Below are 12,279 nucleotides of genomic sequence, written 5' to 3'. Positions count from 1 at the left end.
TCGAGCCAGCAAAGCAAAGATGCAGCTTTGTCTATATTAGTTGCCCATGGCCGGCCTATTCGCAGCCCTGACCACCGAGAATAAAGCCGTCGGCCGCGTCGCCGCTCAGCGTGGCATTGGTAGCTACACTGACCACCTGCAGCACCTGGATTGGGTCGGGCTGGCGGAAGGTGCCGGTGAAGCGGCATTTGAGCAGGCTTTTATCGGCCACGGTGATGGTGGTGCCAAAGGTGGTGCGTAGCGTGCGGATAACGTGGGCCAGCGTGGCGTTGTCGAAGGCCAGCTCGTCGGTTTGCCAGGCCCGGAAGTTGGCATCAGCCGAAGCCGTTTGCCGCACCGGAACCGGCGTATTGGTCGGGCCCGCCGTCAGGAGTACCCCCCGCATGCCCGGCGTGAGCAGCACCGAGTCCTGGTGGCTGCTGCGGCTGGCAAAGGCCACCTTGCCCGTCACGACCGACACTTCCACCGAGTCTTCGGCCGCGTAGGCGCGCACGTTGAATGAAGTGCCCAGCACCCGGGTGCGGGAAGCAGCGCTGAGCACGGTGAAGGGGTTTTCGGGGTCTTTCTGCACCTCGAAGAATGCCTCGCCGGTCAGGGTTACTTCCCGGCCGCTGCCCCCGCTGAAGTCGGCGGCGTATTCCAGGGTCGAGTGCTTGTTAAGCCAGACTTTGCTGCCGTCGGGCAGGGCCACCAGGCGCTTCTGCGGGCCCGCCGACACGGCCACGGGCGGCGTGGGCAGCAGCTCGCGCCGGTAGTTCTGCATGGCGTACACTGCGCCTATCAGCAACAGAATGGTGGCCGCAATGCGCAATAATGAGGGCAGCGGGTTGGGCCGCAGCGGAATGACTTTGGCTTCGGGCGCCGCCCCGGTTTCTACTGCCGGCGCTGCCCGGACCACTCGCAATGGCGGTTCGGCGGCGGGTGCGGGGCCGGTCATCTTGGGTCGAAACCGTTGCCAGGCCGCTTCCACATCCGCGGCGCTAAACAAGTCGGCTACCGGCACGGCGCCGGTCCGCTCCCAGGCCCGAGTGGCGTCGGTGAGCAAGCCGAGGCGCTTGGGGTCGGCGGCCACCCAGGTGCGCAGCTGCTCCAATTCGTCGGGCGCGGCTTCGCCAGCCAGGTGTTTGGCCAGCAAATCCCAGGGCGCCTCAGGCTCGGAGTGCAGCATACTCGTTGTTAGTTGTCAGTTGTTAGTTGGTAGCCGCAGCTGGTCCAGGGCCGAATAATGAGCTGTAGCACAAATATGCCATTGATTTCCAGAAGAACTCCACATAATGAAGGCATGAGAAGTCAAAAACTGACAACTAGCAACTAACAACCAGCAACTAAACTCTTACTCAATTACCAGGGAGTCGGCGCGCAGGGTATGGCCGGCGAAGTAGCCCACCGCTACTTTTTCCGAGCCGGGCTGCACGTTGCGCACGTTGGTGCGCACGTTGGCCGGCGGGGTAGCAAACAGGCCCACATTGTTGATCTGGGTGGCCATTTCGTTGAGAAAGTAGAAATAGTCGCGCGGAATGGACATGGTTTCAACGCGCACTTTGTCGCCTTTCTTGAACGGGACGCCGCCCGCGCCCTCCTCCTCGGTCAGCTCCACGCCGTTGATGTACTTGCCGTCCACCATTTCGTCGTTGGTCACAATCAGGTCATTAGGCTGGTTGAGCAGCTTGCCGTTGTGGTACACCTTGAAGCGGTAGTAGTCGCCCACGCCGGGCAGTTCCTCGCCGTAGTAAAGGATGTAGTAGCCCTCGCCTTCGGTGGGCGACTTGGCCCGGTACTCGGCCCGGATACTGTCGATTTCGGGGGTGCGGCGGATTTCGGTTTCGGCCCGGTACTCCTCTCCTTCCGCCCGGATGGTCAGCACGTACTGGTTACCGATTTTGCCCTGCAGCGTGCTGGTAGCGTAGCGGCCGGGGCTGACTTCGGTCAGCGTTTCGCGGTGGCCTTCGCTGTCCTGCAGCGTCAGCACGGCACCCGTGACGCGGGGCAGCTCGGCCTCGTCGAAGTAGGGCGCCGTCTTGGTCAGGGTGACGTAGTATGGGCCGGGCTGGTCGGTTATTTCCCCATCCACGGCCAGCAGGGGCTTACCTTCGGGAATCTTAACGTCGACCACGTCGATGCAGCTGGTGAGGCCAAGCAGGCCGGCGGCGAGCAGAAAAGGGACAATGCGGTTTATCTGGAGCATATAGCTGGGAGCCGAAGCAGGCTTAGAAGTTGAAGTTGTAAGACACCGACGGCAGCATGGAGCCAAAGACGGCCAGGCGCACGGCCTCGGTTTTGGCCGGGTTGTCCTCGTTTTGCCGGAAATAGATGCTGTAGGCGTTGCGGCGGCCGTAGGCGTTGTATACCGAGAACGTCCAGCTGCTGTGCCAGCGCTTGGCGGGGTCAATTTTACCTTCCCAGGTGGCGGCCAAATCGAGGCGGTGGTAGGCGGGCACGCGGTAGTTGTTGCGCACGTCGCCGTTCACGTTGGGAATGACCAGGCCCTGGTACACGTAGCGCGAATCGGGGAAGGTGGTGGCAATGCCGGTGCTGTAGTTGAACGTGCCCGACACCGTCCAGCGCGGCGACAAGGTGTAGATGCCCACCACCGAGAGGTAGTGCGTCTTGTCGTACTTGTTCACGTACCAGTTATTGTTGTTGATGCCGTCAATCTGGCGCTCCGAGCGGCTCAGGGTGTAGCTGATCCAGCCCGTCATCCGGCCCTCGTTCTTTTTCAGGTAGAACTCGGCCCCGTAAGCCCGGCCCTGGCCGTAGAGCAGCTCGGCTTCCAGGTTCTTGTTGAGCAGCGTGTTGGCCCCGTTGATGTAGTCAATCTGGTTGTCCATGCGCTTGCCGAATACTTCCACCGAGGCCTCGTAGGCGTTGTCCCGGAAGTTGCGGAAGTAGCCCACGGCCAGCTGGTCGGCGTGCTCGGGCTTGATGTTCTTGGTGCTCGGCGTCCAGACGTCCAGCGGCGAGGAAGCCGTGGTATTCGACACGAGGTGAATGTACTGTACCATGCGGTTGTAGCTGGCTTTGAGCGAGCTGTTATCCGTCAGCACGTAGCGCAGCGAGGCCCGGGGCTCCAGGTTGGGGTAGCGCTTGATGAGCTGCCCGCTCCCGTACTGCTGGGGGTTGACCGGGGTTTTCTGGCGGCCGTTGGGCCCTTCGTAGTCATACACGGTGCCGCCGCCGAGGTAGTCGAACATGCTCAGGCGCAGGCCGTACTGGGCCGACAACCGGGGCGAGAAGGTCTGCTCGTTATCAATATAGGCCCCGTACTCCACCGCCTGCTGGTTGTCGAGGGCAATGGGCCGGAAGATGGACGTGGAGCTCAAGGGCGTCACCTGCCCGGGCAAAAAGGTGTAGTAAATGGCGCTGGCGCCGAAGTTGAGCGTACTCTGGGGCGTGCGGTAGTAGTTGAAATCGGCCTTGAGGCTATAGTTGACGATGTTCGACTTCCACTCAAACGACTGGTTGCCCTCGGGCACGCCCAGGCCGTAGTCGTACTTGCTCACCAGGCCCGTCACGTTGGCAAACAGCCGGGAATTGAACACGTGGTTCCAGCGTACGGTGCCGGTGCGGTTGCCCAGCGTGTTCTTGAAGGCCTTACCGAAGGCAAACACGTCCCGCCCCAGGTAGCCCGACACGTAGAGCCGGTCTTTCTCGCCCAGGGTGTAGTTGGCCTTGGCCGAGAGGTCGTAGAAATAGGCCTGGTTGTCTTTCTGGTCGGGCACGAATTTGAGGAACAAATCCCCGTAGGAGCGCCGCCCGGCCACGATAAACGAGCCTTTATCCTTCACAATGGGCGCCTCCACGGCCAGGCGCGACATAATCAGCCCGACCCCACCCGATACGCCCAGGCGCTGGGTGTTGCCTTCCTTCATCCGCACGTCGAGCAACGACGAGAGCCGGCCGCCGTACTGGGCCGGAATGCCGCCCTTCACCAGCTTGATGTCCTTGACGGCGTCGGGGTTAAAGGTCGAAAACAGCCCGAACAGGTGGGAGGCGTTGTAAATCGGGGCCTCGTCGAGCAGAATCAGGTTCTGGTCCACGCCGCCGCCGCGCACGTTGAAGCCCGAGGCCCCTTCCCCCACCGTGCTGATGCCCGGCAAAAGCTGAATGCTGCGAATCACGTCGACCTCACCCAGCAGGGCCGGCACCAGCTTCACGGTTTTCATGTCGAGGCGGTTGGTGCCCATTTCGGTGCTGCGCACGTTCTCGTCGGGCTTTTTGCCGGTCACCACCACTTCGCCGGTTTGCAGGCCCTGGGCGCCGAGGCGGATGGAGCGGGTCTGGCTTTCGGTGAGGGTGAGCATCACGTTCTGGGCCTCGTAGCCCAGAAAGGTGTAGGTAATGGTGTAGGTGCCCTTGGGCAAAGTCAGGGAGTAAAAGCCGTACTCATTGGCCGTGGCGCCCACGCCGAGGCTTTTGACGACCACCGTAGCCCCCACCAGGGCCTCCCCGTTGGCGGCGTCCTTGAGGTAGCCGCTCACCGTCACTTTGCCGGTAGGGTTGGTACCCGCCCCCGCCGACTGGGCCCAGGCTGGGGCCGCGGGCACCAGCAGTAGTAATAGAGCGAAAAACGCGAGAAGTCGAAGCATAGAAAATAAGGCTCAGGAATGACGAAGTGAAAAGCAGGTGGCCGCTCGGGCGGGCCGGTGGAAATCGACGGGACGTTTTTGAAAATGGTCCCGTCGATTTTGAAAAACGTCCCGTCCGTTTGGGCAAGTCGACGGGTCCGTTTGGAAAAGCACTAGGCGGGTTTTGCCAAGACATAGTAATGTCTGGGCCCGGACATTACTATGTCCGCCAGCAAGCCCCGGCAGCGTTAGTTGGCATCCACTACCCGGCCCGAGCCGGAGGTGTGCACCGTCAGGGCGGGTTGGCCTTTGTAGTACACCTTGCCCGAGCCGCTGATGGTGGCCTGCAGGGTGCGGGTAACCGTGAGGTGAGCCCCACCCGAGCCACTGATGCTCACCTCGGCCGCCGCCGTGGTCAGGGGGTAGGCTTCCACCGCACCCGAGCCGCTCAGGTGCAGTTCGTGCCGGGCCGCGTCGCCGGAGAGGCGCACGGCGCCGGAGCCCGAAATATCGGTGCGCAGGCTCTGGGCGCCCAGCACGCCCAGGTCGATGCCGCCCGAGCCCGAGAGGCTCAGCCCCAGGTTATCGACGCGCCAGGCGGTTTGCCCCACCACGCTGCCCGAGCCCGACACGGCCACGCTGCTCAGGTCCGGCGTCGTGACGTACACCCGCACCGGCTCGTGGCGGCGCACGGTTGCCCGGCCGTAGCTAATGGCCAGCCGTTCCCCGTTCACGTTGGTTTGCAGCACGTCGAGGATGTTTTGCTGGGCTTCCACGCGCACCGTGCGGCTGGGGCCCTGGGTTAGGTATACCTCGGCATCTATGCTCAGCTCGAGGCGGGAAAAGCTGGCCACGGTGCGGTTTTCAGCCACAACCGGCCCGTTGCCGCTGACTTTGTCGGGAAAGATGTCGTCACAGTCGCAGGACGTCATCAGGCCCAGGCTAAGCGTGAGCAGGCCGGAGTAGAGGAGAGTTTTCATAGCGGAGCAGGATTAAGGTTTCAGGTCAGAGAAAAAGGGTGCTTTCTTCTCTCTGATCCGCAACCCGGCCCGTACCCCTACGCTGCTCGAAAATATTTTTTCGACCCCGCCTTACAGCAGCAATGAATACAGGTTTTTCAGCACGCTGCTCAGCTGCTGGCGCAAAATGCGCAGGGCCTTGCCCATCTGGTTTTCCACCGTTTTGGGCGAAATTTCGAGGGTGTCGGCAATCTGCTGGTAGCTCATCTCCTCGTAGCGGCTCATCGTAAACACGGCCCGGCACTGGGGCGGCAGCCGGTCCAGGGCCGCCTCCACCGAGTCTTCGGCTTCCCGCTGGTACAGCGCGTGCAGGGCGTTGTCGGTGCGGGGCTCGGCGGCGGCCGGGGCATCGTCCCAGGCCACTTGGCGCTGCTCCCGCTCCTGGTAGCGCAGGGCGGCATTCAGGGCCGCCCGGTACAGGTAGGCCCGGTAAGTGGTGGTGATGACCAGCGTGTCGCGCCCGTGCCAGATGCGCAGAAACACGTCCTGGAGCAGGTCTTCGGTGGCCTCCTTGTCCTTCACCACCCGCTGAATTACGCTACCCAGCGGCCGGTAAAACTCCCGGAACAGCACTTCCATGAAGGCCTCGGCATCGGTGGCCCGCAGCTGAGTGAGCCGGCCTTCTAGAGCATCTGCAGCGTCGGAAGTAGCCATAGCGCGGGGGAGCCGCTCCGCCGGGAAAATCCGGGAGCCGCCTAATTCGGGGCAAATCTACACTATATAGCGTTTTCACTACACAAGTATCACCCCATTATGCCATATAATTTGGCCTTATGCCGCCGGCTCGGGCTCCGGTTTCTTGGGCGTCATGTCCAGCGTGCGCAGCTTATCGGCCCGCCAAGTGGTAATGAGCACCACCACGATGGTCATCAGCCCCCCGAATACCACCGAGCGGACCACGCCCAGCAGCTTGGCCGCCGCCCCCGACTCAAAGGCCCCGATTTCGTTGCTGGAACCGATAAAGATGTTGTTCACGGCCGACACCCGGCCCTTCATGTACTCCGGGGTAAAGGTGTGAATCAAGGTGGAGCGCACAATCACCGATACGGAGTCGAACACGCCGGTCAGAAACAGCAGGCCCAACGAAAGCCAGAAGTTGGTGGACAGGGCAAAGGCAATGGTAGCGGCCCCGAAGCCGGCCACGGCCCAGAGCAGCTTGCGGCCGGCGTGGCGCTTGAGCGGGAAGTAGGTCAACACCACGGCCATCAGCACCGAGCCCACGGCCGGTGCCGCCTCCAAATGGCCCAGCCCGGCGGCCCCCACGTGCAGAATATCCACGGCAAAGACTGGCAGCAGCGCCACGGCCCCGCCAAACAACACGGCAAACATGTCCAGGGCCAGGGCCGCCAGCACCAGCTGGTTGCTGAAAATAAACTTCAGGCCGCTCAGCACGCTTTCCTGCAAGCTTAGCTTCTCGCCTTCGCGCGGCGGCAGGGGCCGGGAAGATATGCCGGCAAACTGCAGTAAGGCCAGCAGCAGCAGCCCGGCGGCCACGGCGTAGGAGTTGGCCACGCCCAAATGAGCTACCAAGTAGCCGCCAATGGCCGGCCCCAGCACCGCCGAGGCCTGGTAAGTTGTACTGTTCCAGGTAATGGCGTTAGCCAGCTTGTCCCGGCTGGGCAGCAGCTGGGGCATAAACGAAAATAAGGCCGGCCCCAGAAAGCCTCGGGCAATGCCGCTAATGAAGATAACTACGTACAGCGGCAGCGTGTACAGCGCCCCTTTGGCCAGCAAGGGCAGCCCCGCCGGCGTAGCCAGGGCCCAGAGCGCCGCCGCGCACAGCAGCAGCACCGTCACGGTCACGATGATGATGTTCTTGCGCTTTACCGAGTCGGCCACGTGCCCCGCGTAGAGCGACACCCCGATGCTGGGCAACGCCTCGGCCAGCCCGATGAAGCCCAGGGCCAGCGGGTCGTTGGTGAGCCGGAAGATTTGCCAGGCCACCACCAGGCCCTGCACCCGGGTGGCTACCGTGAAACACACCCGGGCCGAAATCAGCCGGCGAAAATCAGGAATCCGGAGCGCCGCGTACGGGTCGTGGGGCGTGAGCGAAGTATCAGCAGCCATAAAGCAGGAACAGAAGAAAGAAGCCGGGCAAAGGTAATCCGAAAGTGGGGGCGAAAGGCACGGTTCAGCCCCCGCTTAGTCCGCCTGCCATACGGCGGCCGGGCCCAGAACAACCCATTCAACCCCACGAAAAAGGCCGCTTGGGAGGATTTTGTAAAATTCCCTGATTTGCCTATCTTACTTGCCTGCCCTCCGCGAAACTTCCCGTCCCGTTCACTTCTCGCCCTGCCGCCCGTGCCTACCGTTACTGCCATTGCCGATTTTGTGGAGCTTACCCTGCGCGAGGACCTAGGTACGCTGCTGGGCCGCTGGCTGCGCCAGGTTAGCCCGGCCGAGGTGCAGCAGGGCTACGAGGCTACACTCCGGGTAGCTGCCCCCCAGAAAGTGCGTTACTGGCTGCTCGACCTGCGCCGCCGCGGTACCATCAGCGAAGATTCCACCCAGTGGGTGCTGTCCACGTTTTTGCCCCGGCTCACGCCCCTGCTCGGCGGCCGCGTCTACCTGGCGTTTCTGATGTCGCCGGCCCACTTGAGCAACGTGGACCAGGAAAACGGCGCACCCCTGGTTTCCAACGCCGACTGCCACGTGCGCCTCTTCAGCGACGAAGGCCAGGCTGCCGACTGGCTGGCCCGGCGCCGCGCCCACGAAGCCAACGCGTAACCTTGCCGCCGCAAAGCGCGTCAGCAGCACTACCGGCCCGTGGCCGGGTTGTCCGGTTCCCACCCTCGTTCCCGCCGCCATGCCCTACGCTCCGTTTGCCTGCCTCGCCTTCGCCAGCTTTTTACTGACTGCCCCCGCTGCCCTGGCCCAAACCACACCCGCGGCTTCGACCTCCACGGCGGCTCCTTCCCTGAAAGATGGCGTGGCCCGCCGCAACGGTCTGACCATGCGCCTGCAAGCCGGCCAGATGTCGCGCCTGTCGGCCCCGGTCACGATGGACAACGGCCTGGTCGTGCGCCCCGACGGTATCATGATCAGCAAAGACGGCACCCGCCAGATGCTGCCCGAGGGTAAAGCCGTGAATATGCAGGGCAACATCGTCAACTTCACCGACGACATGATGTCGGCCCCGGCCATTGAGCAGCGCGCCCGCCAAGTAACCGGGCAGCCCACCGAAACTCCGGTGCCCGGTGCTACCCGCCCCCTGGTGCCCCAGCGCCTGGCCACCGAGCTGCGCCGCACCGAGCAACGCCTGCAGTTGCTCGAGCAGCTCTCCGACCGCCTGGCCGAGCGTACCAAAGTGGCCGTCGGGGCCAATCCCGGCGCGGCCCCCATCGACAGCCAGCTCCAAACCATCGACGCCCAGCTACGGCGCTGAGCCCCGGCCCACCCCGCAGAAAAGCCCGCCTACAGCGGGCTTTTTTAGCTTAAAACGCCCGCGTCAACGAATGAAAGGGCATTTAATTTTTTTGGTAGCGGCTTCAATCTGAAATAGTTGATATACACTATTGAATAATTTGTTTTAAAAGGCAAAAATTATTTTGGTTTTGAAGCAACCACCCGTTGCGAATGGTGTTGCCGTTTTCTACATTTGGAAACTTCATCTCCTCTTCAGAAACTTTCTCGATTTCACCGGCAACTGCACTCTATGGCCTAAAGCTCTACGTTCCTCTAACCCGTAGCCTTTATGGACACCTTGCAGCCGAGCGACTCCGCTCTCATATCCCTTTACATCGCCGGTAAGGAAGATGCCTTTGCCCTATTGCTAGATCGGCACAAGAGCCGCGTTTTCACCACGATTATGCTTATCGTGCGCGACGAAGACGTGGCCGAAGACCTGCTGCAGGATACCTTTATCAAAGCCATCCACACAATGAAGAGTGGACGCTATAATGAGGAAGGAAAATTCTCTTCCTGGATTTGCCGTATCGCTCATAATCTGGCGATTGACTTTTTCCGCCGCGAAAAACGCAGCCCTTTATTGAATCTTGATACAACAAGTCATGCGTTCAATTCGTTGTCGTTGGCAGAAGAGGGAGCGGACGCTACCATCACCCGTGAGGAAACCCACGCCCGTCTTCGCGAGCTAATCCAGGACCTGCCCGCAGTGCAGAAAGAAGTGCTCATCATGCGCCACTACGGCGACATGAGCTTTCAGGAAATTGCGGACGCGACGGGGGTTAGCATCAACACGGCGCTGGGGCGTATGCGTTACGCGCTGATCAACCTGCGGAAGAAGATGGCCGCACAACCCGTTTTCTATGATCAAAACCTTTACCCACGAGAAACTGCTCCGGTACGTATACAACGAATTGCCGGCTAATGAGCACCAGGAAGTAGAGCGTGCCCTGCTCCACGACGCCGAACTGGCTACTGTGTGCGCCGACCTCCTACTGGCCCAGCGCTGCCTGGATGGCCTCAAAAGTGCCCCCAGCCGGCGTACCACCGATTCTATTCTGCAGTACTCCCGCACCTTTCTCAAGGCTGGGTAAAGTTTAATTTCCTTTGTCATCCTGAGCTTGCCAAAACGGCTGGCTGCTATTCACCGCACAGGAACCCTGTGGGAAGAAATGCAGCCGCTACTGGCAGGCTCAGGATGACTTTTTTGGCGTTATTTTGCCGCTCATTCGAGTCCAACGCTTCCAGCCATGCGCAAGCCCGAGCGGTTCCGCCATTTCCTCAACTACTTCACGACTCATTTTCCCGAGCCGAAAACGGAGCTGCACTACGGCAACCCCTACGAGCTTATTGTGGCCGTGGTGCTCAGCGCCCAGTGCACCGATAAGCGCGTCAACCAGATTATGCCCGCGCTCCTGGAGCAGTTCCCCACGCCGGCCCACCTGGCTCTGGCCTCGGCTGAAGAAATATTTCCCTTTATCCGCAGCGTTTCCTACCCTAACAACAAGGCCAAGCACCTGGCCGGCCTGGGCCGCCTGCTAGTTGAGGAATTCAACTCGGAAGTACCCAGCACGATTGAGGAGCTGCAGCGCCTGCCGGGCGTGGGCCGCAAAACGGCCAACGTCATCGTCTCGGTGATTTACAACCAGCCTGCCATGGCCGTGGATACTCACGTGTTCCGGGTATCGCACCGGCTGGGCCTAGTAACGCAGAAAGCCACGACGCCCCTGGCCGTGGAGAAAGAGCTGGTGCATTATATACCGGAAGCACTAATTCCGAAGGCCCACCACTGGTTGATCCTGCACGGACGCTACGTGTGCGTGGCTCGCACGCCAAAGTGCGCTATTTGCCCACTAAAGGGCTTTTGTAAATACTACGCCTCGCACTTTGGCAAACCCAGCGCCGAAGAAAAAAGCCCGGACCACAACGTAGAAATCTAGTCAGAGCAGCCATTTAGTACAACTTAGTACAAAAGTGGTTCTACCTGGTTTAAACACCCGAGCTAGTTTCCAGAATCTGCTGGATGGTTTGCGCTATCTGTCGCCGGTCGAACTGCGCGGCGGCCACAGCTTGCCCTTTCCGGCCGGCCTCAGTTAACGCTTCCGGTCGGGCTAACACTTCAGCTAAAACCCGGCTTAGCGCTTCGGCATTGCCAGCTGGGGCGTACCAGCCGCAGCCGTACTGCTCGACCAGCTTCTTCGTCCACCCCTGGTTGGTGACGATTACCGGCGTGCCCACCGCGAGGCTGTCGTAGAACTTGGCCGGGGAATTAGCGTCTAACACCGGCATATCCAGGAAGGACACCACGGAAACCGCCGCCAGTTTAAACCAGCCAAACACAGTGTGACGCGGCTGGGGCGGCACCAACCGAATGGCGGCACAGCGCCCGGCCGCAGCCCGCACCAGGGGCTCGTGAAAACCCAGGCCCATAAACAGCCACACCACGTCGGGCTGGATCAGGGCCAGCTGCTCGGCGGCAGCTACGAGGGTCGGAATATCATTGGCCCGCCCAAACGTGCCGGCGTACAGGATTACTTGCTTACCCTCTAGGTTGTGCTCAGCGCGGAGTTTGGCCGCCGTTTCCGCAGTGGCCAGCGCCGCCAGGTCCAGGTCGGTACCGTTGAGTACCGTCGTTATTTTGCCGGGAGCAATGCCCAGGCTCTCAACGTAGCGCGTCATATCCGGCGACAGGGGCAGAATGTGGCGGGCACTCTGGTACAGGCTTTTTTCGAGGGCGAACAGCCGGTTTTGGGCCCAGCGCGTGGGCACGGCCCCCATAGCAATAGGAAACGACGGCCACAAGTCCTGCACTTCAAACACCCAGGGAATTTGGCGGCGCCGGGCCACTTGGGCGGCGGCCCAGGCGGCCGTCAGGGGCGTACTGATGCCCCAGATAACGTCGGGGCGCTCCAGCTTCAGGCCTTCCCGCACGGCGTAGGCCGCGTATTGCCCAAACGACAGTACCCGGCGGGCTACGCCCATCTTGTTCTCGTAGGGCACCGCGGCGGCCCGCATTTCCACGCCTTCCGGCAGCCACGGATACGCGTGCGTCAGGCGTTGAGCTTCCCAGGTGCGGGTGGTAATCAGCGTAACGCGGTGCGTCTGGGCCAGCTGAGCCAGCAAGGAGTAGTGGCGGCTCGTTGCCGGACAGTCAGGGTTGGAATGATACTGGCTGAAAACGGCAATGTGCACGGTAGAAATTATGAGTAGTGAATGTTGCGGGTTGGATTACTGCCGGGGGCTCCCTTGATAAAAGCAGCACGCCCATTCAACATTCGGCCTTCAACAGT

12 protein-coding genes are annotated in these 12,279 nt (G+C 61.4%); 5 read left to right on the top strand and 7 right to left on the bottom strand.

Going from position 1 to position 12,279, the window contains the following annotated elements:
* Positions 1 to 55: 55 nt before the first annotated feature.
* The 6 genes from CLV45_RS22355 to CLV45_RS22330 all read right to left on the bottom strand — a co-directional run bounded on the left by CLV45_RS22355 (position 56) and on the right by CLV45_RS22330 (position 7,651).
* Positions 56 to 1,168: a FecR family protein gene (locus tag CLV45_RS22355; protein ID WP_100338703.1), complete on the bottom strand. Its 1,113-nt coding sequence runs from the start codon at positions 1,166 to 1,168 to the stop codon at positions 56 to 58.
* A 165-nt stretch (positions 1,169 to 1,333) separates the two neighbouring features.
* Complete coding sequence (locus CLV45_RS22350; RefSeq protein ID WP_100338702.1) at positions 1,334 to 2,185, bottom strand: DUF4249 domain-containing protein; 852 nt, start codon at positions 2,183 to 2,185, stop codon at positions 1,334 to 1,336.
* Between the two features lie 22 nt (positions 2,186 to 2,207).
* The gene (locus tag CLV45_RS22345; protein ID WP_100338701.1) at positions 2,208 to 4,586 is read right to left on the bottom strand and encodes a TonB-dependent receptor; all 2,379 of its coding nucleotides are present in this window, start codon (positions 4,584 to 4,586) and stop codon (positions 2,208 to 2,210) included.
* Positions 4,587 to 4,813: 227 nt separating this feature from the next.
* A complete protein-coding gene (locus CLV45_RS22340; RefSeq protein WP_100338700.1) occupies positions 4,814 to 5,545 on the bottom strand; it encodes a head GIN domain-containing protein in 732 nt (243 codons plus the stop codon).
* A gap of 111 nt (positions 5,546 to 5,656) precedes the next feature.
* Positions 5,657 to 6,238: an RNA polymerase sigma-70 factor gene (locus tag CLV45_RS22335; protein WP_100338699.1), complete on the bottom strand. Its 582-nt coding sequence runs from the start codon at positions 6,236 to 6,238 to the stop codon at positions 5,657 to 5,659.
* Between the two features lie 117 nt (positions 6,239 to 6,355).
* Entirely contained in the window at positions 6,356 to 7,651 is a 1,296-nt protein-coding gene (locus CLV45_RS22330; protein WP_100338698.1) for an MFS transporter, read from the bottom strand.
* A 234-nt stretch (positions 7,652 to 7,885) separates the two neighbouring features.
* Between CLV45_RS22330 and CLV45_RS22325 the strand changes: the two genes are divergently transcribed.
* The 5 genes from CLV45_RS22325 (at position 7,886) to nth (ending at position 10,929) form a co-directional block, all read left to right on the top strand.
* Positions 7,886 to 8,311, top strand: a complete 426-nt coding sequence (locus CLV45_RS22325; protein ID WP_100338697.1) for a hypothetical protein — start codon at positions 7,886 to 7,888, stop codon at positions 8,309 to 8,311.
* 79 nt (positions 8,312 to 8,390) lie between these two features.
* A complete protein-coding gene (locus CLV45_RS22320) occupies positions 8,391 to 8,969 on the top strand; it encodes a DUF6799 domain-containing protein (RefSeq protein ID WP_100338696.1) in 579 nt (192 codons plus the stop codon).
* A gap of 309 nt (positions 8,970 to 9,278) precedes the next feature.
* Positions 9,279 to 9,914 carry an RNA polymerase sigma factor gene (locus tag CLV45_RS22315; RefSeq protein WP_100338695.1) on the top strand — a complete coding sequence of 212 codons (636 nt, stop codon included), beginning with the start codon at positions 9,279 to 9,281 and terminating at the stop codon, positions 9,912 to 9,914.
* Entirely contained in the window at positions 9,853 to 10,083 is a 231-nt protein-coding gene (locus CLV45_RS22310; protein WP_100338694.1) for an anti-sigma factor, read from the top strand. The genes CLV45_RS22315 and CLV45_RS22310 overlap by 62 nt, the downstream gene beginning before the upstream one ends.
* Positions 10,084 to 10,239: 156 nt before the next feature.
* On the top strand, positions 10,240 to 10,929 hold the full coding sequence (nth, locus tag CLV45_RS22305) for an endonuclease III (protein ID WP_100338693.1): 690 nt from the start codon (positions 10,240 to 10,242) through the stop codon (positions 10,927 to 10,929).
* 49 nt (positions 10,930 to 10,978) lie between these two features.
* Here nth and CLV45_RS22300 read toward each other — a convergent pair whose 3' ends face one another.
* A complete protein-coding gene (locus CLV45_RS22300) occupies positions 10,979 to 12,181 on the bottom strand; it encodes a glycosyltransferase family 4 protein (RefSeq protein WP_100338692.1) in 1,203 nt (400 codons plus the stop codon).
* Positions 12,182 to 12,279 lie beyond the last annotated feature (98 nt).

Source organism: Hymenobacter chitinivorans DSM 11115, assembly GCF_002797555.1.
In the GTDB taxonomy this organism is placed as follows: domain Bacteria; phylum Bacteroidota; class Bacteroidia; order Cytophagales; family Hymenobacteraceae; genus Hymenobacter; species Hymenobacter chitinivorans.
The sequence above is the reverse complement of the archived record's forward strand: the minus strand, read 5'-3'. Positions and strand labels throughout refer to the sequence as shown.